The 24997-nt window shown below is 66.2% G+C and carries 30 protein-coding genes and 1 pseudogene; 21 read left to right on the top strand and 10 right to left on the bottom strand.

Annotated elements, in window-relative coordinates:
* Positions 1-189: 189 nt before the first annotated feature.
* The 4 genes from GR328_RS12675 (at position 190) to GR328_RS26855 (ending at position 2562) form a co-directional block, all read left to right on the top strand.
* Positions 190-780: an alpha-ketoglutarate-dependent dioxygenase AlkB gene (locus tag GR328_RS12675; RefSeq protein ID WP_160884903.1), complete on the top strand. Its 591-nt coding sequence runs from the start codon at positions 190-192 to the stop codon at positions 778-780.
* A 477-nt stretch (positions 781-1257) separates the two neighbouring features.
* Positions 1258-1440 (top strand): hypothetical protein, encoded by a 183-nt coding sequence (locus GR328_RS12670; RefSeq protein WP_160884902.1) that lies wholly within the window; start codon positions 1258-1260, stop codon positions 1438-1440.
* A gap of 163 nt (positions 1441-1603) precedes the next feature.
* Positions 1604-2251, top strand: coding sequence for a PAQR family membrane homeostasis protein TrhA (gene trhA, locus GR328_RS12665; RefSeq protein ID WP_160884901.1), 648 nt, complete (start codon positions 1604-1606; stop codon positions 2249-2251).
* Between the two features lie 83 nt (positions 2252-2334).
* On the top strand, positions 2335-2562 hold the full coding sequence (locus GR328_RS26855) for a hypothetical protein (protein ID WP_205789943.1): 228 nt from the start codon (positions 2335-2337) through the stop codon (positions 2560-2562).
* A 271-nt stretch (positions 2563-2833) separates the two neighbouring features.
* Here the strand turns inward: GR328_RS26855 and GR328_RS12655 are convergent, their stop codons facing one another.
* Positions 2834-3271 (bottom strand): cupin domain-containing protein, encoded by a 438-nt coding sequence (locus GR328_RS12655; RefSeq protein ID WP_160884900.1) that lies wholly within the window; start codon positions 3269-3271, stop codon positions 2834-2836.
* 247 nt (positions 3272-3518) lie between these two features.
* Between GR328_RS12655 and GR328_RS12650 the strand changes: the two genes are divergently transcribed.
* The 12 genes from GR328_RS12650 (at position 3519) to GR328_RS12595 (ending at position 13668) form a co-directional block, all read left to right on the top strand.
* Positions 3519-3785 (top strand): heavy-metal-associated domain-containing protein, encoded by a 267-nt coding sequence (locus GR328_RS12650; RefSeq protein ID WP_160884899.1) that lies wholly within the window; start codon positions 3519-3521, stop codon positions 3783-3785.
* A gap of 63 nt (positions 3786-3848) precedes the next feature.
* On the top strand, positions 3849-4079 hold the full coding sequence (locus GR328_RS12645; protein ID WP_160884898.1) for a heavy-metal-associated domain-containing protein: 231 nt from the start codon (positions 3849-3851) through the stop codon (positions 4077-4079).
* 10 nt (positions 4080-4089) lie between these two features.
* A complete protein-coding gene (locus tag GR328_RS12640) occupies positions 4090-4587 on the top strand; it encodes a DUF4396 domain-containing protein (RefSeq protein WP_160884897.1) in 498 nt (165 codons plus the stop codon).
* Between the two features lie 12 nt (positions 4588-4599).
* On the top strand, positions 4600-5085 hold the full coding sequence (locus GR328_RS12635; RefSeq protein ID WP_160884896.1) for a cupredoxin domain-containing protein: 486 nt from the start codon (positions 4600-4602) through the stop codon (positions 5083-5085).
* Positions 5086-5220: 135 nt separating this feature from the next.
* The gene (locus tag GR328_RS12630) at positions 5221-5685 is read left to right on the top strand and encodes a hypothetical protein (protein WP_160884895.1); all 465 of its coding nucleotides are present in this window, start codon (positions 5221-5223) and stop codon (positions 5683-5685) included.
* A 62-nt stretch (positions 5686-5747) separates the two neighbouring features.
* Positions 5748-7469: an efflux RND transporter periplasmic adaptor subunit gene (locus tag GR328_RS12625; RefSeq protein WP_160884894.1), complete on the top strand. Its 1722-nt coding sequence runs from the start codon at positions 5748-5750 to the stop codon at positions 7467-7469.
* A gap of 9 nt (positions 7470-7478) precedes the next feature.
* A complete protein-coding gene (locus GR328_RS12620) occupies positions 7479-10604 on the top strand; it encodes an efflux RND transporter permease subunit (RefSeq protein ID WP_160884893.1) in 3126 nt (1041 codons plus the stop codon).
* A 20-nt stretch (positions 10605-10624) separates the two neighbouring features.
* Positions 10625-10999, top strand: a complete 375-nt coding sequence (locus tag GR328_RS12615; protein ID WP_160884892.1) for a hypothetical protein — start codon at positions 10625-10627, stop codon at positions 10997-10999.
* 26 nt (positions 11000-11025) lie between these two features.
* Positions 11026-11463 carry a CopM family metallochaperone gene (gene copM / locus GR328_RS12610; protein WP_246215845.1) on the top strand — a complete coding sequence of 146 codons (438 nt, stop codon included), beginning with the start codon at positions 11026-11028 and terminating at the stop codon, positions 11461-11463.
* A 114-nt stretch (positions 11464-11577) separates the two neighbouring features.
* Positions 11578-12582: a CDF family Co(II)/Ni(II) efflux transporter DmeF gene (gene dmeF, locus GR328_RS12605; RefSeq protein ID WP_160884891.1), complete on the top strand. Its 1005-nt coding sequence runs from the start codon at positions 11578-11580 to the stop codon at positions 12580-12582.
* Between the two features lie 23 nt (positions 12583-12605).
* The gene (locus GR328_RS12600) at positions 12606-13088 is read left to right on the top strand and encodes a DUF411 domain-containing protein (protein ID WP_160884890.1); all 483 of its coding nucleotides are present in this window, start codon (positions 12606-12608) and stop codon (positions 13086-13088) included.
* Between the two features lie 28 nt (positions 13089-13116).
* Positions 13117-13668, top strand: coding sequence for a hypothetical protein (locus tag GR328_RS12595; RefSeq protein ID WP_160884889.1), 552 nt, complete (start codon positions 13117-13119; stop codon positions 13666-13668).
* A gap of 97 nt (positions 13669-13765) precedes the next feature.
* Here GR328_RS12595 and GR328_RS12590 read toward each other — a convergent pair whose 3' ends face one another.
* Both GR328_RS12590 and GR328_RS12585 read right to left on the bottom strand, forming a co-directional pair.
* The gene (locus GR328_RS12590) at positions 13766-14380 is read right to left on the bottom strand and encodes a L,D-transpeptidase (RefSeq protein WP_160884888.1); all 615 of its coding nucleotides are present in this window, start codon (positions 14378-14380) and stop codon (positions 13766-13768) included.
* Between the two features lie 212 nt (positions 14381-14592).
* Positions 14593-15480, bottom strand: a complete 888-nt coding sequence (locus GR328_RS12585) for an MBL fold metallo-hydrolase (protein ID WP_160884887.1) — start codon at positions 15478-15480, stop codon at positions 14593-14595.
* A 124-nt stretch (positions 15481-15604) separates the two neighbouring features.
* Between GR328_RS12585 and GR328_RS12580 the strand changes: the two genes are divergently transcribed.
* Genes GR328_RS12580 through GR328_RS12565 form a run of 4 tightly spaced genes read left to right on the top strand, consistent with a single transcriptional unit; the run spans position 15605 to position 17892 of the window.
* On the top strand, positions 15605-16150 hold the full coding sequence (locus GR328_RS12580) for a rhodanese family protein (protein WP_160884886.1): 546 nt from the start codon (positions 15605-15607) through the stop codon (positions 16148-16150).
* Positions 16151-16188: 38 nt separating this feature from the next.
* Positions 16189-16974: a sulfite exporter TauE/SafE family protein gene (locus GR328_RS12575; RefSeq protein WP_160884885.1), complete on the top strand. Its 786-nt coding sequence runs from the start codon at positions 16189-16191 to the stop codon at positions 16972-16974.
* A 23-nt stretch (positions 16975-16997) separates the two neighbouring features.
* Positions 16998-17438, top strand: a complete 441-nt coding sequence (trxC, locus tag GR328_RS12570; RefSeq protein WP_160884884.1) for a thioredoxin TrxC — start codon at positions 16998-17000, stop codon at positions 17436-17438.
* 13 nt (positions 17439-17451) lie between these two features.
* A complete protein-coding gene (locus tag GR328_RS12565; RefSeq protein WP_160884883.1) occupies positions 17452-17892 on the top strand; it encodes a protein tyrosine phosphatase family protein in 441 nt (146 codons plus the stop codon).
* A gap of 69 nt (positions 17893-17961) precedes the next feature.
* On the opposite strand, the gene GR328_RS12560 is transcribed toward GR328_RS12565, so the two are convergent.
* From GR328_RS12560 to dsbD, 7 genes and pseudogenes are all read right to left on the bottom strand, one after another.
* Positions 17962-18873 (bottom strand): DMT family transporter, encoded by a 912-nt coding sequence (locus GR328_RS12560; RefSeq protein WP_160884882.1) that lies wholly within the window; start codon positions 18871-18873, stop codon positions 17962-17964.
* A gap of 107 nt (positions 18874-18980) precedes the next feature.
* Positions 18981-19898, bottom strand: coding sequence for a L,D-transpeptidase family protein (locus GR328_RS12555; protein ID WP_246215844.1), 918 nt, complete (start codon positions 19896-19898; stop codon positions 18981-18983).
* Between the two features lie 182 nt (positions 19899-20080).
* On the bottom strand, positions 20081-20782 hold the full coding sequence (locus GR328_RS12550; protein WP_160884881.1) for a DsbA family protein: 702 nt from the start codon (positions 20780-20782) through the stop codon (positions 20081-20083).
* A 51-nt stretch (positions 20783-20833) separates the two neighbouring features.
* A pseudogene (locus GR328_RS12545) lies at positions 20834-21508 on the bottom strand (L,D-transpeptidase); the annotation flags it as partial.
* A gap of 53 nt (positions 21509-21561) precedes the next feature.
* On the bottom strand, positions 21562-22188 hold the full coding sequence (locus GR328_RS12540; RefSeq protein WP_160885110.1) for a DsbA family protein: 627 nt from the start codon (positions 22186-22188) through the stop codon (positions 21562-21564).
* 43 nt (positions 22189-22231) lie between these two features.
* Positions 22232-22684 carry a thioredoxin family protein gene (locus tag GR328_RS12535; protein ID WP_160884879.1) on the bottom strand — a complete coding sequence of 151 codons (453 nt, stop codon included), beginning with the start codon at positions 22682-22684 and terminating at the stop codon, positions 22232-22234.
* 39 nt (positions 22685-22723) lie between these two features.
* A complete protein-coding gene (gene dsbD, locus GR328_RS12530) occupies positions 22724-24547 on the bottom strand; it encodes a protein-disulfide reductase DsbD (protein ID WP_343039370.1) in 1824 nt (607 codons plus the stop codon).
* A gap of 126 nt (positions 24548-24673) precedes the next feature.
* Between dsbD and GR328_RS12525 the strand changes: the two genes are divergently transcribed.
* On the top strand, positions 24674-24997 hold a 324-nt coding region (locus GR328_RS12525), incomplete at its 3' end, for a response regulator (protein WP_160884877.1).

The following is a 24997-nucleotide window of genomic DNA, read 5'->3' as shown; positions in this document are numbered from 1 at the left end:
GCCCCTACTGCTGTCACGAAGGTGAACTGACCTCAACAAGGCAAAAGTTGACTCTCCGCGTGAACGGGACGTGCTGGTACAGGACAGACCGGTGGCAACGGTCCGTTGGGGCGGATCGATCAGGGAACGCCCATCCAAGGAACGGACACATCCACGATTTCATTGGCTCACCGGCGAGCGGATGGACTCATGAACCAAATCCAACCCGACCTGTTCCAAGCTCCCCCTGCCCTTCCCGAGGGGTTCCAGTATTGGCCTGACTTCCTCTCGGCGGACGAGGAGCGCGGTCTCGTGGAGCGGTTTGCGGACCTGCCCTTCAAAGAGTTCGAGTTCCGCGGGTACCGCGGCAACCGACGCGTTCTGTCGTTCGGCTGGCAGTACGACTTCAACCGGATGGAACTGCAGCGAAGCGAGGACATGCCAGCGTTCCTGCTCCCATTGCGCGAACGTGCGGGCCGCTTCGCGGGCCTCGAGGCCGCTGAATTCCAGCATGTCCTTCTGACGGAATATGCAGCTGGCGCTGGGATCGGGTGGCACAAGGACAAGCCCATGTTCGCCGATGTGGTTGGCATCTCGCTTGGATCCCCATGCGTGTTTCGCTTCCGGCGCAAGGCGGGACCCACATGGGAGCGTGCCTCCGTCGTGGTCGAGCCGCGTTCGGCTTACCTGTTGCAGGGACCCTCTCGAACGGAGTGGGAGCACAGCATCCCGGCAGTGGACAACCTGCGCTACTCGATCACCTTTAGGAACCTCAAACCTTCACACCAGCCTGAACGGTAAGAACGGGACTGCTGCCCTGCGACATGCCGTGATCTCGCAGGTGTGTATCCGGCATGTGGACCGGATGCCGTTCACCTCGACATCTTCTGCAGCCCCGACCAGTGACAATGTGAGGAGCGGTTAATCCCATCCCCAGGTTTGATCGCTCGGCTCTTCCTTACCCAGGTCGTCTGGTGAGCTCCAGCCTTCTGAACGTCTGCTCACAGCCGCTATACCGAAGTTCCGTGTATTTCCGCCTCGTGCGACGAGGAGACGTTCCGACCTCACGCCATCCATCACGATGCTTTGGAGCGCCAGTGGGATGCGGAGCGGGAGGAAGCCGGCTTCGTGGCCCGCGATCCCTATGTGGCTCGACTGCTGGACCTGTTCGACCTGCTTGGCAGCGCGTACCGGCTGGCGAGGACCTGACGAACCCGTACAGGTCCGGTTCAGACGCCTTGGCCTAAACATCCGACTTCGCTGACAAATGAGGTCAACATGCTGATCTGGTCCGCTCTTGCCGCGGCCCTGCTGTCGGGCCTGACGCTTGGCCTGCTGTCGAACGGTGCGCCTGAATGGGCCACCCAGACCGCTGAGTTGATCACGGTCGTGGCCGTCTTCGTGCTGGTCTGCCTTGTCGAAACCGCTGGATCGCACCCGGACAAGCCAAGTTCCCGCTAGGATCAGGAAGACCAAGGCCAGTACCCCAACATCGCGACGCCCCGCCACCAAGTCGCAGGAACCCGTGCTCTGGTAGCTGGTTCTCCTGAAGCCAAGCTTGTGGCTTTAGAAGCCGGAGGCTGCCACGCCAGCGGCCGGGCTGCCTTTAACAACGTGGGGGACGATGATCAGGTGGGACTACGATAAGCACGAGATCCTGGCGGATGGGATCGTGCACGCGTTGGGGGTCGTTGGCGGCCTTGCCGCCGTGATCGTGCTGTTGGTTCTCGCCGCGCCAGCCGTCGGTCCCTGGGAGCTAACTTCGGTAGTGATCTATGGCGGAGGCCTGCTGGCCGCGCTCGTCATCTCAGCGGTCTACAATCTCTGGCCGGTGTCCCCGTTCAAGTGGGTCCTGCGGCGGTTCGACCACTCCGCCATCTATCTCCTGATCGCCGGCACCTACACGCCGTTCATCATGCAGATGAGGAGCGAGATCACCGCCATTGTCCTGCTGGTCGGCGTCTGGGCCGGTTCATTGGCCGGGATGGTGTTGAAGCTGTGCCTACCGGGCCGGTTTGATCGGCTCGCCATCCTGCTCTACCTGCTCCTCGGCTGGAGCGGCGTCATGGCGTATGAGGCTGTGCTCGGTGCCCTGCCTGGCTCGACCCTCATTCTCCTTGCCATCGGAGGTGTCTTCTACACGGTCGGCGTGGTCTTCCACATGTGGGAAGGCCTGCGCTTTCAGAACGCGATCTGGCACGCCTTCGTACTGGTCGCAGCAGCCTGCCACTATGGTGCCGTGCTGGACTGTGTGGTGCTGGCGCGGGCATGACCAGTGAAATCCGTCGTGGCCACCGATCTCGCATATTGGCCCGCGGCTGACTCAGGGGCAGGATTCGGAACTCCCGATCCAGAATGTCTCTTGACCAAGTTTGGAGCTCCACCCGAGTTTGCCCATGGGACCTGACGACGGCCTACAGCGCAGAATTTCGGGCTGCCATCGCGGAGGTGCTCGTCAGGGATGCCGCAGCGGGCATTAAAACCTGGTGCATCTTCGACAACACGGCGGCGTTCGCCGCCACCGCCGACGCCCTCACCACCAGGAGCCTGGTGCAGGCCCGCGGCCGAGGTTCCCGGGTGTAATCGGGCCTCTCAGACCGTTCCGCCATGCGCGATTGGGGATGGCCTACGTCATCAATGCAAGGGGCCGCTCAGGGACCAATGGAGTGTTGGGCTCCTCCTCCCGCACGGCCCACGCCCCTGTTGTCGGGGGCCCGCACGAGCCTGAGCATCAATGGTGGCCTGGCAGCGGGGCCACCATCGTCATCGGATCGAAGGGACGCCGCGCGAAGGACGGTCCCGGCCAGCCTTTGATCTGGTCCGCGTCACCTGGAAGGCCAGGGCCGTTGCCGGGTTAAGCTGGCATCATCATGGCAATCCGATGGATCCCAACCCCGTTGCCGATGTTGGTGGCCTTGTCGGTCTTGCCCTTCCCGCAGGTGTAGAAGTCGCCTTCCTTGACGGTGTACGGCTCCTTGCCCGCTTTCTTGACGCTGAATTCGCCGGCGAGGATGTAACACATCATATCCACGTCCATCACCGCCTCCTTGGGGTCGGCGGCGCCAGGCTGATACACGACGTCCACGATCCTGATGCTCTTGTAGGCGTCCATCTCGGAGGGGATCTCACCGATTTCCACCAACCGGCGGCCGGGGCTGAGTTCCCTGCCGTCGGTGGGGCCGTAATTCGGTGCTCCCGCGGCCCGGGTGGGCATGGTTGAAGCCAATAAGGGGGCCGCCGCTGCGGTCAGCCCCAGTGCTACTGCTGATCTGCGGCTCATGAGCTCTGTCATGACTTCATCCTGCAGTTGCGCGTGCAAAGTCTGCACCAGAGGAGTCGAAACCTCACCTGCCGAATTGTCAATACTTTCGACGCGGCAAAGGTTTGGCCAGACTGCCTCTCTGGATCACGGCCGATTTCCCAGATCACGAAGCGGGCGTCCCCATGCATTGAAAACTCCCCTCAAAAATGGGCCTTGACCTTCCCATGATGGGAAGGCGCACCGTCTGCACATCGTCAAGGCCAGCCGGAGTTATCCCATGTGCGGATGCAGCACCCACCAGGCTCAGTCGGGCACCACTGCCGAGCACGATCCCAAAGCCTTGAGGGTCAAGGTCGAGGACATGACCTGCGGGCACTGCGCCAGCACGATCACCAAGGCCGTCGAGGCTGGCCTGCCAGGCGCCTGCGTGCAGGCGGATCTGGCCACGAAGCTCGTCTCGATCCGGGGCACGCAAGACATCGCCACGGTCGAGGCCCTGATTGCCGCCGCCGGCTACACCCCGTCTGTTCCGGCGCTCGGATGAGCCCAGGTGGGATCCTGGTGCCTGCCGGATCCCGCTGCCTGACCCCAATCAAGGACCCGGACCATGCACCGCTTCCAGGCCGACAATCTCTTCCACATCCCGAAGATGATGTGCGACCGCTGCGTCGCCGCCCTGACCAGCGCCCTGCACGCCATTGACGAGGTCGCTCGCGCTGAGGCCGACCTGATGGCGCGAACGGTCCGCGTCGTCTCACGGCACTACGAGTCCGCACTTCTGCGAACCCTGCACGAGGCCGGCCTTCATGCCGAGCCTGTCCTGAAGCCTCTCGGGTAAGGAAATCGTCATGCAAGCCCATGCTCATCACCATCATGCCCACCGCGACCATCATGGCTCCACCGGCCCGGCCCCGAGCCTCAACCGGGTGGCGTTCAGCGCCACCGTGCACTGCCTCACAGGCTGTGCCATCGGAGAGGTGCTCGGCATGGTCATCGGAACGGCCCTGGGCTGGGGCGCCGGCGCGACCATCGCGCTCGCAGTCGCGCTCGCCTTCCTGTTCGGCTACGCGCTCACGATGCTGCCCCTCCTGCGCAGCGGCATGGCGTTCGGCACCGCGGTTGGTCTCGCATTCGCCTCGGACACCGCCTCGATCACCATCATGGAGATCGTCGACAACGCCATCATGCTCGTGATCCCCGGCGCCATGGACGCGCCGCTGTCGAGCCCGCTGTTCTGGAGCAGCTTGGCATTCGCGCTTGTGATCGCCGGCGGCTTCGCCTTCCCGCTCAACCGCTGGCTCATCGCCCGCGGACGGGGTCATGCCCTCGTCCACGCCCATCACTGAAGGAGGTCGGTCATGCGTGCTTTTCCAACCATCCTAGCGACTACGGCACTCTTGCTGCTGCCTACTTCGGTGACCTGGGCCGACCCGGGCCATGCCGGCCATGATCACGCCAGGGAGGCGGCCTACGGACGGCCCGGCGATCCCACCAAGGGCGGCCGCGTCGTCCAGGTGGTCATGAAGGAGACCGACAGCGGCATGGCGTTCGCGCCGGAGCGCATCGAGGTCGCCCAGGGCGAGCAGGTCCAATTCGTCCTGCACAACGGCGGCGAACTTGACCACGAGCTCGTCATCGGCACCGTCGACGCGAACCGGGTGCATGCCGAGGCCATGGCCGCACATCCGGACATGGCGCACGAGGATCCGAACGCCAAGCGCCTCGGCCCGAAGACCTCCGGCGTGCTGCGCTGGCAGTTCACCCAGGCCGGCACGTTCGAGTACGCCTGCCTCATCCCCGGCCACCGCGAGGCGGGCATGGTCGGGAGCGTGGTAGTGAAGTGAGTGCGTGGTTTGCCTTGGCGAACGAATCCGCCATAGCAGGGCCCTGTGGCCCACAAAGGCCACAAAGACCCTAGAGGTAACCGTTTCGAAACCGGCTGCCAGTCAGATCACTCCCCTGATCTCAGGAGCGAATCGTTGAACACCCTGTGGACCCACTTCCGTCGTCTCGTCGCGAGCCTCATGCTCGTGGCGATGACGTCGTTCGTGCTCCACGGCGGCGCCATGGCGGGCATGCACCAACATGGACCGGGTTCGACCGACTGCGCGGCAGTTGCCCCGGCAGGACACGTGCACCAGGCCGCCGCCCACAACCACTCCGCGGCGCACGCCCCTCAGGCTGGGCATGTTCACGGCGACGGTGTGGCCCACCAGCACCTTGACGAGAGCCTGGACCCCGCCGATGCCGGCGATACGGCGTCCGACGCGAAGCCCTCGCCCTGCTGTGCCAGCGTCTGCGCCATCGCACTCACCGCGTTCGGCCCCGACGGCATCTCCGCGCCGATGGGCATAGCGGCTGCGCTCCTGCCCACGTCCCAGAACGGCACGGGCATGAGCCTCGACGGCCTCAAGCGCCCACCACGAACCCCCAGCATCGCGTAACCGAGCGACCGGTCGAAGCCGCGTCGCTCCCGACGATGTGCTCATGATCCGGGGTCCTCCCAATGTTTACCCGTTCCAACGGCGCCCTGCGCCGCCTCCAGGCCATGCTGATCGGCCTGGGCCTTCTGACCACCATCGCCACCGCAGCGGTTGCCCACGAAGGGCATGACCACGGCTCCCCGCCGCCCGCCGCAGTGACCACCAACAATCCGCGGGTCACCGCCCAGTCGGACGCCTACGAGCTCGTCGGCGTCCTCCGCGGTGAGCGTCTCGGGATCTTCCTGGATCGATTCGCCTCGAACGAGCCCGTGACCGATGCCCGGATCACTGTCACCATCGGTGGTGACGAGGAGGCGCAAGCCGAGGCCGCCGCCGACGGCACCTTCGCGGTGGCCTCGCCCAAGTTCGCAGGGGAAGGCCCGCTGGAGCTCATCTTCGCCGTCACCGCCCCGAGCGGCGACGACCTGCTGATCGGCACCCTGCAGCTGCCCGCCAAGGCAGTCGCCACGGCTCCAACCCCGGCGCGCGGCACCCCGCTTCAGGTCCTGCAAAACACACCGACCGTGCGGCTTGGCAGCATTGAGGTGGCCACCCCCTATGTCATCGCCGGCGTCGCGCTCGCACTCGGCTTCCTGCTTGGCCTTGTGGCCCGGGGCCGGCGGAAGCTGGTGCCAGTGGCGGGCTTGGCGTTGGTCGTGCTGGTCGTCTCGGCGGCCTATGCCTTCGCCCATGAGGGGCACGATCACGGGGCCGAGGCCGCCAAGGCCGCCCTCCCCGCGGGCGACACGCCCCGCCGCCTGCCGGACGGCACGGTGTTCGTCCCCAAGCGGAGCCAGCGCCTGCTCAACGTGCGCACGACCCTGACGAAGCCGGAGGACGCACAGAAGGCGGTGAGCCTGATCGGACGTGTCATCGCCGACCCGAACCGCTCCGGCCTCGTGCAGAGCATCAACGGCGGCCGCATCATCGCTCCCGAGAAGGGGCTCCCCCGCATTGGACAGGCGGTCAGGAAGGGCGACGTTCTGGCCCTCGTCGAGCAGGCGGTGCCCCAGGCGGACCGCACCACGCTGTCGGAGCGCGTCGGCGAGATCGAGCAGGAGATCGCGGTCGCCGAAACCAAGCTCAAGCGCGTGCGCCAGCTCTCGGATCGCGGCGTCGCCCCGCCGAGCCAGGTCACGGACGCCGAGACCGAGCTGGAGGGCCTGCGCCGGCGGCGTGAGATCGTGCGCCAGACCCGCATCGAGCCCGAGGTCCTGCTGGCCCCCGTCGACGGCACCATCGCCGCGGCGCGGGTCGTCGCCGGCCAGGTCGTCGCCTCCCAGGACGTGATCTTCCAGATCGTCGACCCGAAGGGGCTCTGGGTGGAGGCGCTCGTCTACGGCGAGATCGACCCCGCCAAGGTCACCGGCGCCAGCGCCACGGCTGTCGACGGCACGCCCCTGAAGCTCGCGTTCCAGGGCTTCAGCAAGGCGCTCCAGCAGCAGGCCAGCGTGGTGCAGTTCGCGGTCGAGAACCCGCCGGGGAACCTGTCCGTCGGCTCGCCAGTCACGGTCTTCGCGCAGAACGGGGCCTCCGTCAGGGACATCATCATGCCACGCGATGCGGTCGTGCGCGGCGCCAACGGCGAGGCAGTCGTCTGGCGCCACACGGATCCCGAGCGCTTCGAGGCGCGGCCGGTGCGGACCGAGCCCTTCGACGCCACCCGGCTCGTGATCCGGGCCGGCGTCGCCGAGGGCGAGCGGATCGTGGTCCGCGGCTCCGAGCTGATCAACCAGATCCGGTGAGGCACGGCGATGTTCAACTTCCTCGTCAGCAACAGCCTCAAGAACCGCCTCTTCGTCATCGCGGCCGCGCTCGTGCTCGTCGCCTACGGCTCGTGGATCCTGCCGCGCGTGCCGGTGGACGTGTTCCCCGACCTCAATCGGCCGACCGTCACCTTGATGACTGAGGCCGAGGGCCTCGCGCCGCAGGAGGTCGAGCAGCTGGTCACCTACCCGCTGGAGACCGCGATGAACGGCATGCCGGGCGTCACACGTGTCCGGTCCGTCTCGGGCGTCGGCCTCTCCATCGTCTATGTCGAGTTCGACTGGAGCACCGACATCTACCGCTCGCGCCAGCTCGTGGCCGAGCGCCTGGCGCTCGTGGGCGAGCAGCTCCCAACCGGCGTCACCCCGCAGATGGGGCCGGTCACCTCGATCATGGGCGAGATCATGCTGGTCGCCGTCACCAGCGACACGGTCTCCCCGATGGAGGTGCGCGAGATCGCCGACTTCATCATCCGGCCGCAGCTCCTCACCATCGCAGGCGTGGCCCAGGTGATCCCCATCGGCGGCGAGGTCCGTCAGTACCGCATCGTGCCCAACATCGCGGCCCTGCAGGCGCTCGACGTCACTCACGAGCAGATCGAGGCGGCCGTCACCCGCTTCGGCACCAACACCGGCGGCGGCTTCGTCGACCAGCACGGGCGCGAGTACCTGATCCGCAACGTCGGCGTCACGAAACGGCTGGAGGACCTGCGCAACACGGTCGTGGTCCACAAGCAGGGCCAGCCCGTCTTCCTGCACCAGGTGGCCCAGGTCGACTTCGCCCCGCGAGTGAAGCGCGGCGACGCCGGCTTCCAGGGCAAGCCCGCCGTGATCGTGTCGATCCAGAAGCAGCCCGGCGCCGACACGGTCGACCTCACCGGCAAGATCGAGGCCGCGCTGGCTGAGATCCAGAAGACGCTGCCGCAAGGCGTGTCGGCCACGAACCTGCAGTTCCGGCAGGCCACCTTCATCGAGACCTCGGTCGACAACGTGAAGCGGGTCCTCCTGGAGGCCGCGGCCGTCGTCGCCGTGATCCTGATCCTGTTCCTGATGAACGTGCGGGCGACCGTGATCTCGCTCACGGCTATCCCGATCTCGATCTTGGTGACCGTGCTCGTCTTCAACGCCTTCGGGCTGACCATCAACACGATGACGCTGGGCGGCCTCGCCATCGCCATCGGAGAGCTCGTCGACGACGCCGTGGTTGACGTCGAGAACATCCTGCGCCGGCTCAAGGAGAACCGGGAACTCCCCGAACCGCAGCCGGTGCTGGAGGTGATCGCGGCCGCAAGCCAGGAAGTGCGCTCGGGCATTGTCTACGCGACGATGATCATCATCCTGGTGTTCATCCCGCTCTTCGCGCTGTCGGGCATCGAGGGGCGCCTCTTCGCGCCGCTCGGCGTAGCCTACATCGTGTCGATCCTGGCATCGCTCGTCACGTCGATCACCGTGACGCCGGTGCTGGCCTACTACCTGCTGTCCGGGCGGGTGAAGGGTCACGAGCACGACAGCTTCGTGGTGCGCCACCTCAAGCGGGGCAACGTCGCCCTGTTGCGCTGGGCCTTCGGGCACCGCGGGGTCCTGTTCACAACCGTGCTGCTCGGCGTCGGCTTCGCGGCCTACGGGGCGACCCTGCTGCCCCGGGCCTTCCTGCCGCCGTTCAACGAGGGCACGCTCACCATCAGCCTTGCCTACAACCCCGGCATCGCTCTGGCCGAAAGCCACAGGCTCGGGCTGGTCGCCGAGAACCTGATCAAGGACGTGCCCGAGGTGATCTCGGTCGGGCGCCGCACGGGCCGGGCCGAGCTCGACGAGCATGCGGAGGGCGTGCACTCCTCCGAGATCGATGTCGACCTGAAGCGGTCGGAGCGCTCGAAGGAGGAGGTGATGAGCGACATCCGCGCCCGTCTGGCCGTCCTGCCCGCGACGCTCAACGTGGGGCAGCCGATCTCGCACCGCCTCGACCACATGCTCTCAGGCGTGCGCGCCGAGATCGCGCTGAAGATCTACGGCGAGGACATCGACACGTTGCGCACCCTGGCGGAGGGCCTGCGCGAGCGGCTGTCGGGCATCGAAGGTCTCGTGGACCTTCAGGTCGAGAAGCAGGTGCGCATCCCTCAGCTGCGCATCGACGTCGACTACGAGAAGGCCGCCCTCTACGGCCTGACGCCGGCGACCGTGACCCAGGCCCTGGAGACCATGTCGAACGGGCGCACGGTCTCGCAGATCGTGGAGGGCAACCGCCGCTTCGACGTGGTGATGCGCCTGTCTGACCAGGACCGCTCCACCACGGGCCTCGGCGACCTGCTCATCGCCACGCCGACCGGACACGTGCCGCTGCGCATGATCGCGGCCGTCCAGGAGACGGACGGGCCGAACCAGGTGCTGCGTGAGAACGGCCAGCGCCGGATCGCGGTCCTCGGCAACACCGACGGCCGGCGCGACATGGCGGCGGTCATCGCCGACATCCGCCGCATCACCGGGGAGACGCAGTGGCCGCAGGGCTACGTCACCCGATTGGAGGGCACCTTCCAGGCGCAGGAGGAGGCGACGCTCCGGATTGGTGCGCTGTCGCTCCTGTCGCTCGCGATCGTGTTCGTGGTGCTCTACAGCCGCTACCAGTCACCGGCCCTGGCGCTGATCATCATGGGCAACATCCCGCTGGCGCTGATCGGCAGCGTGATCGCGCTCAACATCGCCGGGCAGCCACTCTCGGTCGCCTCAATGATCGGCTTCATCACGCTCGCCGGCATCTCGGCCCGCAACGGCATCCTGAAGGTCTCGCACTACATCAATCTTGCCCTCTACGAAGGCGAGCAATTCGGCAGGGACCTTGTGATCCGCGGCAGCCTGGAGCGGCTGACGCCGGTGCTGATGACAGCGCTCTCCGCCGGCCTCGCGCTCATCCCGCTGCTGATCGGGGCGGACGAGCCCGGGCGCGAGATCCTGCACCCGGTGGCGGTGACGATCTTCGGCGGGCTGATTTCGGCGACGCTGATCGACACCTTCCTCACCCCGGTCCTGTTCCTGACCTTTGGCAAGAAGCCTCTGGAGCGCATCCGGGCCAGCCGCGAGGGCCGCACCGGCGGCCTCACCCCGGCGGAAGCCTTCTGATCCCATCAAGGAGAAACACCATGAAGCATCTCGTCCTCGCCCTTGCCATCGCAGCCGCCCCCTTGGCGGCGACCGCCCACGAGATGGCCAAGGGCCCGAACGGCGGCCCCGTCGTCGACAGCGCCGGACACCACGTCGAGTTGGTCGCCAATGGCTCCGAGCTCGTCCTGTTCCTCACCGAGGCCGACGGCAAGCCGCTGGCGTCCGCGGGCACGAAAAACGCTCGCGCCATCGTGCAGGACGGCGGCAAGACGGCGACCGTTCAACTCCAGCCGGCCGAGCCCAACAAGCTCGTCGGCGCCCTGGCCCAGCCGCTCGGGTCAGGCGCCCGCGTGGTCGTCTCGGCCACCATGGCCGACGGCCACGCCGTGCAGGCCCGCTTCGTCAACAACTGAGCTTTCCTGACAGCAAGGAGAAAACGATGAAGATGATCACCAAGACCATCGCGGCCCTCGCGATCACCGCCCTGGCAGGCGTGGCGTACGCGCAGACCTCGCACCAGGGCCATGGCAGCATGCCGATGTCCGGCGCCATGCCCATGGGCAACATGGACCCGGCGGCGATGCAGAAGATGATGCAGGACATGATGCCGTCGCCGAACGATCCGGCCTCGACCAAGGACTTCAAGGCGGCGGACATGAAGATGATGCACAACATGCACGTGCCCTACACCGGCAACCCGGACGTGGACTTCCGCACGCACATGATCCCGCATCACCAGGGTGCCGTCGAGATGGCGAAGGTCGCCCTCAAGCACACCAAGGATCCAGAGACGAAGCGGATGGCCCAGAAGATCATCGACGATCAGGAGAAGGAGATCGCCGAGATGCAGGACTGGCTCAAGAAGAACGGCAAGTAGGATCCCACGGCCGGTCGTCGGCCAAGATGTAGCCCCTAAACCCGGAGCGGCCATGGGCCGCTCCCCAGCACGAGTTGAGGCTCCATCTAAGTCGTGAGCAACGAGAGCGATCAGATGCACCATCATACCCTGCACCATTGGCAGCACGAGCATGTCTTCCTTGGCGAGCACCACGACCGGCATGAGCGGCGCACCTGGATGGTGGTAGGCCTGACGGCGGCGATGATGATCGCCGAGATCGTCGCCGGGACGATCTTCGGGTCGATGGCGCTGGTGGCCGACGGCTGGCACATGTCGACCCATGCGGCGGCGCTCGCCATCGCGGCGCTGGCCTATCGCTTCGCCCGCAGCCATGCCCACGATCCCCGCTTCTCGTTCGGCACCGGCAAGGTCGGCGAGCTCGCAGCGTTCTCCAGCGCGATCATTCTGGCCCTGATTGCCCTGCTCATCGGCTACGAGAGCCTCATGCGCCTGATGAACCCGGTCCCGATCCAGTTCGGTGAGGCGACGGTGGTGGCGGTGATCGGGCTCGCTGTGAATCTCGCCAGCGCCTGGCTTCTGGCCGGTGACCATCATCACGGCCATGATCACGGTCATCATCATGGCCATAAGCACGATCATGACCATGAAGATCACCACCACGGCCATACGCACGGCGATCACCATCATCATGGCGGCGACACGAACATCCGCGCCGCCTACCTGCACGTTCTCGCCGACGCCCTGACCTCAGTTCTCGCCATCGTGGCGCTGCTTGCCGGTGGCTTCTATGGCTGGAGCTGGCTCGATCCCGTGATGGGCGTGGTGGGCGCTGTCGTCATCGCGCAGTGGTCATGGGGGCTGATCCGCACAGCCGGCGCCACCCTCCTCGATGCGGTCCCCGACCAGGCGCTTACACGGTCGGTGCGCGAACGCATCGAGGTCGGGGAAGACCGCGTGACGGACCTCCACCTCTGGCGCTTGGGTCCCGGCCATGCTGGCCTGATCGTCTCGGTCGTATCGGACGCCCCTCAGCCGCCGGACGTCTACAAGCAGCGGCTCTCCGGCATCAAAGGGCTGTCCCACGTGACCGTCGAGGTCCATGCTTGCCCCGACCACCCGCAGCGCGAGGCAGCCTGATTGGCTGCCGGAAAGGCAATCCGATGAACACCACGCACATGACCCGGCGCAGCCTCGTCACCGGCCTCGCGGCATGCGCCCTGCTGGCGTATTCCCGCCCCCTGCAGGCCGAGGATCTTCCGAAGATCGTCGTCAGCAAGGATCCGACGTGCGGCTGCTGCACCGCCTGGGTCGACCATCTGCGCCAGGCGGGCTTCTCCGCGGACGTGGTCGAGACGTCGGAGATCAACCGGGTGAAGGTGCGCCTCGGGGTGCCTCAGGACCTGGCCTCCTGCCACACCGCCGAGATCGGGGGATATATCATCGAGGGCCACGTGCCAGCCGACGCGATTAAGCGCCTGCTCGCCGAGAAGCCGACGGGCAAGGGGTTGGCTGTTGCCGGGATGCCGATGGGCTCGCCGGGCATGGAGATGGAGGGCATGGTGCCGGAGACCTACGAGGTGGTGCTGTTCGGGCCATCGAGCCGGACAACCTTCGCCCGCTACCAGGGAGCCCGCCTGCTCTGATCCCTGTCCCTACGAAAGGAGATCGTCCATGTTCCGCCTATGGATCGTGACGGCCGCAACCCTCATTGCCGCTGGCACTGCCAAAGCCCAGCATGCTTCCCCTTCACCCTATTCCGGCCTGGAGGCACGGCCGATCAAGGGTCCGTCCGACCAGCAGATTGCCGATCTTCGCGCGGGACGCGGCATGGGCCTTGCACTGCCAGCTGAGCTCAACGGCTATCCGGGCCCGATCCATGTCCTGGAACTCGGCGACCGGCTCGGGCCGACTGGGGAGCAGCGCACCCGGGTACGGGACCTCCATGCGGCCATGAGGACGGAGACGGTGCCGCTCGGCGAGCGCCTGATCGCGCAGGAGACCGACCTCGACCGGCAGTTCGCCACCCAGTCCGTCGCCCCGGCGAGCCTGCAGGCCGCCACGCCCGACATCGGTGCGACCCAGGGCGCGCTGCGCGGGCCCCACCTGCGCTATCACTCTTTCGCCTTGGAGGTCCTCACGCCCGAGCAAGTCCGCCGCTACAGTGAACTGCGCGGCTATGGGACTTCGGGCAGCCACGGGCATGGCCCCAAGAGCCACCACTGACCGCCCTCGCCTACATCGCGGCGGCGCCGGCCGAGATCGCAGGATGCTTCGCGTTCTGGGTATATGCCCATCTTGGAGTCGAGAGGCAGATCACTGTTCATCGCCAATCAAAGATGGCCCGCGTGTTCAGCGCACTTCCGTAGCGATAGGCTGGCGCAGGGCGCCGTGCCTCAGTACGCTGCGGCTGGCGGCTGGAATAATCTGCTCCAGATAACGGTTCCGCATCCCGGGCCTTGGGCCGACTTCGCTTCACCGTCCGTGCGGAGAGTTTCCTCGGCTCGTCTCCACGGATCACGATCTTTGTGTTCCGCATTCCCTCATTGCGGACGAGGGCGAACAGCTTGGCCGCGTGTGCCGGCGCAAGGCGGACGCAGCCGTGCGAAGCGGTCCGCCCCAGGCTTCGGGTGGCGTTACTGCCGTGTATGGCATGACCGCGGTGCGTGAAGAAGATCGAGTGCGGCATGGGCGAGTTATCCCACTCCTTGGAGGCATGGTCCTTCACCAGACGTAATGGCCCGAAGGTGCCAACCGGCGTCTCATACCCTGCCTTGCCGGTCGACACCGTCCAAGCGTAGCGCGGCTGACCATCAACGGAGACCGACATGCGCTGGGTGGTCTTGTCGACGGTGATCAGCACATCTGCCTTTGCCCAACCGGCTCCGAAGGTGAGAGCGCCCAACAAAGACGCGGCAAGCAGACCAACAAGACGCATAGAGAAAAGTCCTTCACGTAGGAATACAAGGCGACATTCCTACAGACGTCCGGTCAGGAGCACGGTTCCGCCGATGGATCCCACCTCACGGAAGTGTGTGGACTTGCTTCACGACCTGCTTTCGCCGTGCGCTTGGCATGGTCATCCCGTCCCGGGCTGATCTCGAAGCGTGAAAGGAGCCCCAGCATTCGCCAATGTCAGGGCTCTTCCGATCACACGACCTCCTCGGCACCGCCCTTCATCTTGACTGGGATCATCAGGTAGCGGACGCCGTTCGCTTCAGCCGGCGGGAATTTCCCAGCACGGATGTTGGTCTGGATCGAGGGCAGCAGCAGCCGGGGTGCAGCCAGCTTCGCGTCACGGGCGGTTCGCATGGCCACGAACTCCCCCTCGGTGACACCCGCCTTCACATGCACGTTCCTCTCGCGCTGCTCCGCGACCGTGGTCTCCCAGGCATAAGTGTCGCGGCCCGGCGCCTTGTAGTCGTGGCAGATGAACAGCCGGGTCTCAGGCGGTAGCGCGGTCAGGCGTCTGATCGAGCGGTAGAGTTGATGAGCGTTGCCGCCGGGGAAGTCGGCGCGGGCAGTGCCATAATCGGGCATGAACATGGTGTCACCCACGAACACCGCGTCCTCGACCTTGTAGGAGATATCGGCGGGGGTGTGCCCGGGCGTGTGAAGCACCTCGACATTGAGTCCGCCGATTGTGAAGCGCTCGCCGTCCCTGAACAGGTGGTCGAAGTCGCGGCCATCCGGATTCAGGTCGGTGGCATTGAAGATCGGCCGGAAGATCTTCTGGACGTCCCTGATGTGCTCGCCGATGCCGATCTTTGCGCCCGTCTTCGCCTTGATGTAGGGCGCGCCCGAGAGGTGGTCGGCATGGGCATGGGTCTCCAGCGCCCATTCCACCGTGTAGCACGCCTCCTCGGCCGCCTTCAGCATCGCCTCGACCGAGCGCGTGTCCACCGTGCCCGAGTTGTGGTCGTAGTCGAAGACAGGATCGATGATCGCCGCCTTTTTCGTTGCCGGATCCGCCACCAGGTAGCTGACGGTGTTGGTGGGCTCGTCGAAGAATGCTCGGATGATGGGTTGGCCTGACATGGTCTGAACCTCCTCAATGGTTCGTCCGCCGTTGTGGTTGACAATATATAAGAATCATCTAAATAAGCAATATCTAATCTAATGCGCGCCGCCTCTACGGCCGATCCCCATCTGGAGACCCACCATGCCGCTTCCCACCCTCAGCCCTGCCGAAGCCAAGCGCCTGCTCGACCAGGGCGCCATCCTCGTCGACATCCGCGACGCCGACGAACACGCCCGGGAGAACATCCCCGGCGCCCGCCTGGCGCCTCTGTCCCGGCTGGACCAAGCGGACCTTGGCCACCAACCGGGCCAGCGCGTGATCTTCCATTGCAAGAGCGGCGCCCGGACCCAGGGCAACGCTGCCCGTCTTGCCGCCAAAGCCGGCAGCGCGAGTGAGGCCTTCATCGTTGAGGGCGGCCTCGACGCCTGGAAGAAGGCCGGCCTGCCCGTCGCGGTCGACCGCCGCCAGCCCCTGGAGATGCAGCGTCAGGTGCAGATCGGGGCCGGCAGCATGGTCTTCCTCGGCACGATGCTGGGCCTGTTCGTGTCGCCCTGGTTCTTTGCCATTCCGGCCTTTGTCGGCGCCGGCCTGACAGTGGCGGGGGCCACCGGGTTCTGCGGCATGGCCCGGATCCTGAAGAAAGCGCCCTGGAACCGCGCCGCCTTCGCTCGCCCTAAGCACGCCTAACGCAATCAACACCTCTATCGCCGCCACAGCAGAAGACCATGATCACACTGTCCCTCACCCAGAGCGCCCTCGGCCTCGCTTCGGGCTCGCTCGTCGGCTTCACGCTCGGCCTCGTGGGCGGCGGCGGCTCGATCCTGGCGGTGCCGCTGCTGGTTTATCTCGTCGGCGTAACCAACCCGCACGTGGCCATCGGCACGAGCGCGATTGCGGTGGCGGCCAACGCCGCCGCCAATCTCGCCAACCATGCCCGCGCCAAGAACGTGAAGTGGCGCTGTGCCCTGGTCTTCACCGTCGCCGGCATCCTCGGGGCCTTCGGCGGCTCCTCACTTGGCAAGATGGTCGACGGCCAGAAGCTCCTCGCCCTGTTCGCCGTGCTGATGATGATCGTCGGGGCCCTCATGCTGCAAAAGCGCTCCGGCGAGGGTGACCGAAACGTCCGCCTCGGCCGAGGGAACGTCCTCAAGCTGGTGGGGATCGGCTTGGCAACGGGAGCCTTGTCGGGCTTCTTCGGCATCGGCGGGGGCTTCCTGATCGTGCCGGGGCTGATCCTGGCGACCGGTATGCCGATCCTGTACGCCGTCGGCTCCTCCCTTGTGGCCGTGACCGGCTTCGGTCTCACCACCGCGGCCAACTACGCCGCTTCGGGCTTGGTCGATTGGACCCTGGCGGCGTTGTTCATTGGCGGCGGGGTGCTGGGCGGCCTGCTCGGCGCCCGCCTGGGCACGAAACTCGCTGGCAGGAAAGGCGCGCTCAACACGGTCTTTGCCGGCCTGATCTTTGTCGTGGCGATCTACATGCTGGTGCGCAGCCTCAACCTGCTCTGAGGCGCAAAGACAGGAGGTGGTCCATGTCGAAATCGTTTCATGTGGTCTGTCCCCGGTGCGACGCCGTCAATCGCGTTCCGCAGGATCGTCCTGCATCGCAGGCGGTCTGCGGCAGCTGCAAGGCAAGGCTCTTCGAAGGTCATTCCATCGAGCTCAATGGCCAGCGTTTCCAGCGCCACGCCGAGCGCAGCGACATTCCGGTGATCGCGGATTTCTGGGCGCCCTGGTGCGGCCCCTGCCGGGCCATGGCGCCGATCTTCGAGCGGGCGGCGAAGGAGCTCGAACCCAAGGCCCGCTTCGTGAAGGTCAACGTGGACAACGAGCCGGAACTGGCCGGGCGGCTCGGTGTTCAGGGCATTCCGACCCTTTTCGTCATCAAAAGCGGCTCAGTCGTTGCGCGGCAGGCTGGGCTGGCCAACCTGTCCACCCTCCAAAACTGGGTCCGCCGGTTCTCAACCGTTTGAAAGGAGCTGTCGCATGAAGGTCACCAAGCTGACACCCAACATCTCGGTCGCCCATCAACTGACCGAACGGGATCTTGAGGAGGCCGCGGCCGCGGGCTTCAAGACCATCATCAACAACCGTCCCGACGGCGAGGCTCCGGATCAGCCCCCAAGCGAGGAGCTGGCGGCCGCCGCGCAACGCCTGGGCCTCGCGTACCATCACATCCCGGCCGTTTCGGGCCAGATTTCAGACGCCCAGGTCGAGGCGTTCAGGACGGCCCTCGGCGGGGCGGCGAAGCCGGCGCTGGCCTTCTGCCGCACAGGGACGCGCTCGACGACCCTGTGGGCGTTGGCGGCCAGCGACCGCCTCTCGGTCAATGAGATTTTGCAGACGACCTCGGAGGCTGGCTACAATCTGGAAGCCTTGCGGCCGCAACTGGAGGCCACCTCCGGCAAGCGGTCTTCCAGCACCTGATCGTCTTGAACCGGCTTGATCGACGCCCCAAAGGGGCGGGCGGCTGTTCCTGCCCCTCCAAGAGGCCTCCTAGCGCCAGAACAGGACAGCGGTGCCGAGCACTGTCACGAACGCGCCGCACCAGGCCTGCCATGCGAGCCTGGTGCCTGTGCGCAGCCACAGCATCGGCAGAATGGCGACCGGCGCCATCGAAGAGAGGGTCGAGGCGACCGCCACGCTGGTGCCGGTCAGGGCGATCATCAGCATCGACATCCCGACCACGTAACCGATGAAGACCCCGAGTGAGACACGGGCCAGGGTTTTCCAGTCCGGGACGGTGATGCCGGTCTTCCACGTCCCCGGGAATGCCAGATGCCAAGCCCACAGCACAATGACGGCCACGAGCCCGCGGGCCGCCATTACCGCAAAAGGATCCGGGTTGTCGAGCATCACTGGCCGCATGGAGAGGATCCCGACGGCTTGGCCGAAGGCGGCGAGCACGGCCAGCAGAACGCCCGCGGCCGACAGCCGGACCTCGGCATGGATGGAGGCGTTCCGGTCCGAACCGGTGCCTGAAGCCGCCGGCTTGCGGCTGAAGCCAACGGCGAAGGCGATCCCTCCCGCCACCAGAGCGCAGCCGACCAACTGGCTGGGGCCGAGCGTCTCCCCGAGAACCAGAAACCCCAATCCCGCGGCGAAGGGTGCGCTCAGCGAAAAGATCAGCCCCGTCCGCCGCGCCCCGATGAGGGCGATGCCCGCGTTCAGCGCCGGATCCGCCACGACAATGGCCACGAGGCTCGACAGCACGATCAACGGGAGGTGGCCGGCCGACAGGCTGCCCCAACCTCCAACCGCGGTGGCGATGAGGGCCAGCATGAGAAAGCCGATGAGCATGCGCCAGCGCGACAGTGCCATGGGACCGCCGACCGCCTTCACCACCTCGGCGGAGATGAGCGTTGCCAGCGCGATGCAGAACGATGTGCCGAGGGCAAAGAAGGCCAAGGAAATGTCCTCGCCGGGATTGGTCTCCCGGTCCTTGTGTGGGGATCGGATCCTCCCTCTAGCAGATGCCGGTGAAACGGCTACAGGGATCGACCGGGATCAGCCACTCAGGTTCCGTCGTTTTGGACGGTGCCGGAGGCCCAGGCCGGGGCGGGCCCTGCCGGCGTGACCTTCGGTTCGGCCAGGGCTGTTTCCGGACGGCTGACCTCCACCGGCCCCGAGGTCAGGGCCTGAAGCCGCGTCGGTCCCGCGCGACGCAGGATCTCCTGGAACGACGGGTGCATCGATCCATCGAGATAGGTGTAAGAAACTGCGGCCTTCCCTGAGACCACGATCTCCCTGACCCGTCGCTCGTCGCTTGCCTGCTTGGCCGCGACCATCATGGCGGCTCCTGCCTCGACCGTGTACGGAGGACACGCAGCCCCGGCGCCGAACCGCGCACCGGGATCGTTCGGGCCGGCGTTGAACACGTAGCGTCGGCCGCAGCTGGCGACCTTCGGCGGCCGGCGGGTCGTCTCGAAGTGGTCCGAGCCCTCCTTGAGGTTGCGCCAGAACGCGATGTGCCGGCTGGCCCGGTGCTCGGTCAGGTTCTCCGGCGTCATGCGGAAGGGGAAGGACTGAACGGGGAAGCCCTCCTGCCCGCCCCGGATGGCCTCCCGCGCCAGGGCGAAGAGCTCGGCGGCGCCGTCATCCGTCATGGCAAAGCAGCCCGAGGACGAGCAGGCGCCGTGGATCATCAGCGCCGACCCCGTCCGGCCAAGCGCCCCGTCCAGCTCGTTCGGGAAGCCGAGATCGAAGGATAGGTAGCAGGCGGAGTTCGGGTTCATCTGGCCCGCACGCACCGTGTAGAACCCCTCAGGCCTCTGGCGGTCGCCCTCCTGCATCTTCGGCCCGAGCTGCCCCGACCAGCGGCAGACCGGGTAGGTCTTGAGAAGCGTGTACTGGCCTGATCCGTCGCGTTTCCAGACCTCCAGTTCGGCCTCCTTCTTGAAGACCCGGATGAGAATCGGATCGGAGAGCGTCATCCCCCTTCGTCTGCATGCTGGCCACCAGGTTCGGCGGCACGGGTTGGAGGTATTTCTGATCACCAACCGTCACGCACCCCGCCAAGGCCGCGACAAGGATCACTCCGCTCGAAACGCCACGCGCCGAGTTCATCCGCATTCTTCGAGGCTTTCGTTGTTGCAACTTGATCGGACGCGCCGCATCAGTCTGGACAGACGGCGTCGCCGCATCGGTCGAGAGCGGCGACGATCCTGCCGATGGTCTTCGGGCCGGGATAGCCGAGCACGCCGATCCCGCCGGCCACGAAGGACGGCGTCGCCACCAGGCCCAGGTTGGCCGCGAGCTGGATCTGCTCCCGCAGCATCCCGCCCACCTTCTCGCTGTCGGCCATGGGCTCGATCCGGCGTCGCGGGACACCCAGATCCTCGGCGACCTTGAGCGCCCGTGCGCCGTCGTTCGAGCCCGGCATGGCGAACAGTCGCCGGTGGAACTCGTAGGCCACCGCAGGCCCCTTCAGCAGGAAAAGCGCCAGTTCCACCTTGGCGGCCTGCATCGATCCGAGCGACAGGATGGCGTTGTTGATCAATCCGAGGCGCAGTTCCGGCCTCTTCTTCACCAGATCGTGCAGGTCTTTCGCCGCCACCCGGCAATAGGGGCAGTTGTAGTCGTAGAACTCGTAAAGCGTGACGGCGGTGCTCTTCGAGCCGACCCAGATCACGCCGGGCAGATGCTCGATCTCGTTGGTCAGCTCGACCGGCAGGCGCGCGTTGGGCACGGGCGTGCCATCGTCACCTTTGAGCGGGTGCCAGCCCTCCCCGCTCTGGGCCTGGGCGGCCTTGAAGGATGAGGGAGCCAAGAGGGCGAGCGCGGCGCCCTGGATGATCCGGCGTCTGTCGAAATCCATGGTATCACTCCGATCAGGTTCAATGTCACGGCAAGGGGTGGATGGCCGTCACAGGACCACCACCTTGGCGCCGGTTGGAACGCGGCTGTAGAGGTCGATCACATCCTGGTTCATCATGCGGATGCAGCCGGAGGACACGGCCTCGCCGATGGTCTCGGGCTCGTTGGTGCCGTGGATGCGGTAGAGCGTGTCCTTGCCGCCCTTGAACAGATACAGGGCGCGCGCGCCAAGCGGATTGTCGGTGCCGCCCTCCATGCCGCCGGCCCACTTCTTGTAACGCTCCGGCTCGCGCCTGATCATGTCGGGCGTTGGCGTCCAGCGCGGCCACTGCGCCTTGCGTGCCACGGTTGCCGTGCCCTTGAACTCCAGCCCCTCCTTTCCGACGCCAACGCCGTAACGCAGCGCCTTGCCGCCCTCCTGCACGAGGTAGATGAAGCGGGCGTCCGTATCGACCACGATGGTCCCCGGCTTCTCGGTGGTCGCGTAGTCCACGAGCTGACGCACATTGCGCGGCTTGAGCGTGGTGGGATCGACACCGGGCACCGGATGCTTGTCGGTGGTCACCGCGGCGTAGCGTTCGGCCGTGACGGGATCGACAGCAGGTGCCGCAGCGACAGGTGGAGGCGGTGCGGCTGTTGTGTTGCACGCGGCCAGGGCGAGCGGGAGGATCAGGGCAAAAGCGCGGAGGAGACCGGCTGGCTGTACCAGCTGTGTGAGACTGAACATGGATATCCCGGCAGTCAGTGGAATGTGAATCGAAGCATGGGAGCGGGCGCGGGTTATCGCGTGCCCTGGGCGCGGGCCTCGGCGACCGCATCCCGGAACTGCTTATAGGTGAGCGCGCCCGAAGCCTTGAACGGGCCGATCAGGTAGGCCGGCGTTCCCGACAGCCTTAGCGCGTCGGCCTGATCGAGGTTGCGCTGGATTAGTGCCCGGATCTCGGGGCCGTGTTGCTTCAGGTCCGCGTTCAGGCGCTCCATGTCGACGCCGGACTGCCGGACCGCCTCGGTCATCTTCTCCTGGCTGATCCGCATGCCGGGGATGGCCATCAGGGCGTGGTGCACCTGCTCGTACTTGCCCTGGTGCTTGGCCGCCAGCGCCAGCTGCGCGCCGTGCATGGAGGCGGGCGTGAGGATGGGCCAGTCCTTGTAGACCAGCCGGATCTTGCCGTCGGTCTTGACCAGCTTCTCCAGGTCGGGCGCCGACTTCTTGCAGAAGGGGCAGTTGTAGTCGAGGAACGCCACGATGGTGACATCACCTTTTGGATTGCCGCCCACCGGCGCCTGCGGATCGTTCAGGATCGCATCGACCGAGATAGCCATGTCCTGGGCCCGAGCCGGAGCGGACAGGGAAGCAAGAGCCAGGGAGAGCCCGACGACGAGGGCGGACAACAGCGACTTGGTGATCAGGGGCACTCTGTGACTCCGAAAAGATTGTGGGGTGGGTCGGCTAGAAGCCAGTGAGATTAAGGGTGTCGAGGAAAAGGTTGGCGTTGACGCTTCCGGTCAGGCGCGTCCTCGGGATCTCCCCGCCGCCTTTGGGCCCCATGAAGAACATCGTCGGCGGACCAGGCACCCGGAGGCGCTGCATGAGGGCCCGGTTGCCGTCGCTGATCATGGAGACGTCGGCACGGATCAGGGCGATGGGGTAAAGACGGATCATGATGATCGGGTTGGAGAAGACCTGGCGGTCGACGCTCCCGCACACCGGGCACCAGTCCGCGGTGACGTAGACGAGGATCGGCTTGTGCTGATCCCTTGCCCTGGCGACGGCCGTATCGAACTCGTTTGGCGTGGTGACGCGTGCGAACGCCATTTCGGCGGCTCCTGCGTCAGCCCGGCCCGGCAGGAGCGCCCCACCCGAAAGGCCGGCCGCGAGGGTCAGGAAAGTCCGGCGCTGCATCCGTCAGCTCCAATCGAAAGGATAAACACGGGGCTGGTGTCAGACACCTGAAAGCATGAGCTTCTGGAGGAAGCCGTCGGCATCAACCGCACCGATGGTGCGGGCCGGGGCAATCTCCTGTCCCGTCTTCGGATCGAGGAACAGGATCGTCGGCGGCCCGACCACGCCGAAGCGCCGCATCAGATCGCGGCTCGCGTCGTTGTAGTCCGTCACGTCCGCTTTGATGAACGCCACGTCCTTGAGCCGGGCCTGCACGGTGGGATTGGCGAAGACATCGCGGTCGATCTCCTTGCAGGTCACGCACCACTCGGCCGTGAAGTCGACGAGGATCGGCTGGCCCTGTGCTTGGGCCCTGCGGATTGCTGCATCGAACTGCTCGGGCGTGGTCACCTGGGTAGCTGCCAGCTCAGTCGTTGGCTCAGGTTGCGATCCGCGGGCCAGGAAGGCGAGCGGCTGGAGCGGATCGGTTGCTCCACCTGCCGTGCCAACGACCAGGGTGCCGCCATAGAGCACCGCCGCTATGCCCGCCGCCTTCGCGACCCGGCGGGCCGGGCAGCTCGGCACCGGATCGAAGGCGCCGAGGAACACGCCGGCTCCGATGGCGAGCATGGCCCATAGAGCAAGTGTCACCTGGGCCGGCACGACGCGGGCAAGCATCCAGACAGCGACACCCAGAAAGACGACGCCGAAAACCTGATTGACGCGCACCAGCCAAGGTCCGGATCTCGGCAGGGCCTTGGCCCCGATGGTGCCGTACACGATCAGCGGCAGGCCCATGCCGAGGCCCAGCATGAACAGGGCTGCGGCGCCGCGTGCCATATCGCCGGTCCGGGACACGTAAAGCAGTGCTCCTGCCAGCGGCGGCGTCACGCAAGGGCCGACGATCAGGGCCGAGGTGAAGCCCAGGGCCGCCGCGCCGGGAAGCGAGCCGCCCATCCCGGAGGTCCGGCCGGAGATGAAGCTGGTCAAGGAGCTGGGGAGCTGGAGCTCGAACAGACCGAACATCGACAGCGCGAGGACCACGAAGAGCACGCTCATGGCGCCCAGCGCCCAGGGCGTCTGCAGGGCCGCCTGGATGTTTTGCCCGGACCAGGCCGCGGCGATGCCGAGCAGGCCATAGGCCGCCGCCATGGCGAGCACGTAGGTGGTCGAGAGCGCGAGTCCCCGCCCCGCCGAGAGCTGGCCTCCGCTGCGGGCGAGCATGCCCGACAGGATCGGGACCATCGGCAGCACGCAGGGGGTGAAGGCGAGCAGCAACCCGAAGCCGAGGAAGGTCGCCAGGACCGAGACAAGGCTGCCGCTCATCCAGACATTGTCCTGTGGAGCGGCTTGCGAGGCCAATGGGGCGGCGCTGGTGGACGTTGTGGTCCCGACCGCCTGAGAAGGGCCAGTCGGCACGGTGCTCCAGGGTGAACTGCCATTCGAAGCCGCTGCACTCTGGTTCGCCGCCGCTGGAAGCGTCGCGAGTTCTATGGCCTTCGTCTCGGGCGGATAGCAGATGCCAAGTTTTTCAGCGCAGCCCTGGTAGGTGACATGGATCGTCTGCGGCGAGCCGGCGGCGGCCAGCGAGCCGGCCGACACCGTCGCGCGGGCCGCGTCATGGTAGACCTCGGTTGCGCCGAAGGTCGGATCGTCCTTCTTGATGCCGGGGCTGGTCTCGACCGGTATTGGCTGGGCATCGCCGGGAGAGGCCGACACGATCACTTTGTCGCGATAGAGATACATTTCCGGGGCAATCGCCCAGTCGAGGATGACGCCTCCATCGGCGCTCTTCGAGGCGCTGAGCCTGAACGCCTCGTCGGCGCTCGGGATTTTAAACTGCGCCTGCGCCCCGGCCGAGCTGAGAACAAACGCAGCAAGCACGAACAAAATTCGGATAGGATTGTGGGACAAGGGAGAACCTCGAATCCGGAATGATGTCCCCAAACTCCCGGCCAACCTTAAGGCTGCCTTAAGGCGAGCGGACCACAGAGCCCGCGGAGGTGCTCGATGCGTATTCTTGTGCTCGAAGACGATGCGGTGCTGCTCGACGGGCTGAAGGTCGGTCTTGGCATTCACGGCTTCACGGTCGATGCGGTGGCGTCCTGCGGCGACGCCCGGGCTGCCTTGGCCGCCGCGACGTTCGACGCGCTCGTGTTCGACTTGATGCTGCCGGACGGCTCAGGGCTCGACGTCCTGCGCGAACTGCGGCGCTGCCAGAACCCCACGCCGGTCCTGCTCCTGACCGCCAAGGACACCGTGGCCGACCGGATCGGCGGCCTCGACAGCGGCGCGGACGACTATCTCGGCAAGCCCTTCGATCTCGACGAGGTC

This window comes from Microvirga makkahensis, from assembly GCF_009830105.1.
In the GTDB taxonomy this organism is placed as follows: domain Bacteria; phylum Pseudomonadota; class Alphaproteobacteria; order Rhizobiales; family Beijerinckiaceae; genus Microvirga; species Microvirga makkahensis.
This window is presented reverse-complemented; position numbering and strand designations above follow the sequence as displayed.

Coding starts and splice junctions, on each gene's coding strand:
- GR328_RS12590 (WP_160884888.1), bottom strand. CDS start 14,380: ATGCGTCTTGTTGGTCTGCTTGCCGCGTCTTTGTTGGGCGCTCTCACC.
- GR328_RS12640 (WP_160884897.1), top strand. CDS start 4,090: ATGCAAGCCCATGCTCATCACCATCATGCCCACCGCGACCATCATGGC.
- GR328_RS12670 (WP_160884902.1), top strand. CDS start 1,258: ATGCTGATCTGGTCCGCTCTTGCCGCGGCCCTGCTGTCGGGCCTGACG.
- GR328_RS12580 (WP_160884886.1), top strand. CDS start 15,605: ATGCCGCTTCCCACCCTCAGCCCTGCCGAAGCCAAGCGCCTGCTCGAC.
- GR328_RS12650 (WP_160884899.1), top strand. CDS start 3,519: ATGTGCGGATGCAGCACCCACCAGGCTCAGTCGGGCACCACTGCCGAG.
- copM (WP_246215845.1), top strand. CDS start 11,026: ATGAAGATGATCACCAAGACCATCGCGGCCCTCGCGATCACCGCCCTG.
- GR328_RS12635 (WP_160884896.1), top strand. CDS start 4,600: ATGCGTGCTTTTCCAACCATCCTAGCGACTACGGCACTCTTGCTGCTG.
- GR328_RS12550 (WP_160884881.1), bottom strand. CDS start 20,782: ATGGATTTCGACAGACGCCGGATCATCCAGGGCGCCGCGCTCGCCCTC.
- GR328_RS12645 (WP_160884898.1), top strand. CDS start 3,849: ATGCACCGCTTCCAGGCCGACAATCTCTTCCACATCCCGAAGATGATG.
- trxC (WP_160884884.1), top strand. CDS start 16,998: ATGTCGAAATCGTTTCATGTGGTCTGTCCCCGGTGCGACGCCGTCAAT.
- GR328_RS12595 (WP_160884889.1), top strand. CDS start 13,117: ATGTTCCGCCTATGGATCGTGACGGCCGCAACCCTCATTGCCGCTGGC.
- GR328_RS12620 (WP_160884893.1), top strand. CDS start 7,479: ATGTTCAACTTCCTCGTCAGCAACAGCCTCAAGAACCGCCTCTTCGTC.
- GR328_RS12555 (WP_246215844.1), bottom strand. CDS start 19,898: ATGACGCTCTCCGATCCGATTCTCATCCGGGTCTTCAAGAAGGAGGCC.
- GR328_RS12535 (WP_160884879.1), bottom strand. CDS start 22,684: ATGCAGCGCCGGACTTTCCTGACCCTCGCGGCCGGCCTTTCGGGTGGG.
- GR328_RS12625 (WP_160884894.1), top strand. CDS start 5,748: ATGTTTACCCGTTCCAACGGCGCCCTGCGCCGCCTCCAGGCCATGCTG.
- GR328_RS12565 (WP_160884883.1), top strand. CDS start 17,452: ATGAAGGTCACCAAGCTGACACCCAACATCTCGGTCGCCCATCAACTG.
- GR328_RS12575 (WP_160884885.1), top strand. CDS start 16,189: ATGATCACACTGTCCCTCACCCAGAGCGCCCTCGGCCTCGCTTCGGGC.
- GR328_RS12600 (WP_160884890.1), top strand. CDS start 12,606: ATGAACACCACGCACATGACCCGGCGCAGCCTCGTCACCGGCCTCGCG.
- GR328_RS12585 (WP_160884887.1), bottom strand. CDS start 15,480: ATGTCAGGCCAACCCATCATCCGAGCATTCTTCGACGAGCCCACCAAC.
- dmeF (WP_160884891.1), top strand. CDS start 11,578: ATGCACCATCATACCCTGCACCATTGGCAGCACGAGCATGTCTTCCTT.
- GR328_RS12675 (WP_160884903.1), top strand. CDS start 190: ATGAACCAAATCCAACCCGACCTGTTCCAAGCTCCCCCTGCCCTTCCC.
- GR328_RS26855 (WP_205789943.1), top strand. CDS start 2,335: ATGTCTCTTGACCAAGTTTGGAGCTCCACCCGAGTTTGCCCATGGGAC.
- GR328_RS12655 (WP_160884900.1), bottom strand. CDS start 3,271: ATGACAGAGCTCATGAGCCGCAGATCAGCAGTAGCACTGGGGCTGACC.
- trhA (WP_160884901.1), top strand. CDS start 1,604: ATGATCAGGTGGGACTACGATAAGCACGAGATCCTGGCGGATGGGATC.
- GR328_RS12615 (WP_160884892.1), top strand. CDS start 10,625: ATGAAGCATCTCGTCCTCGCCCTTGCCATCGCAGCCGCCCCCTTGGCG.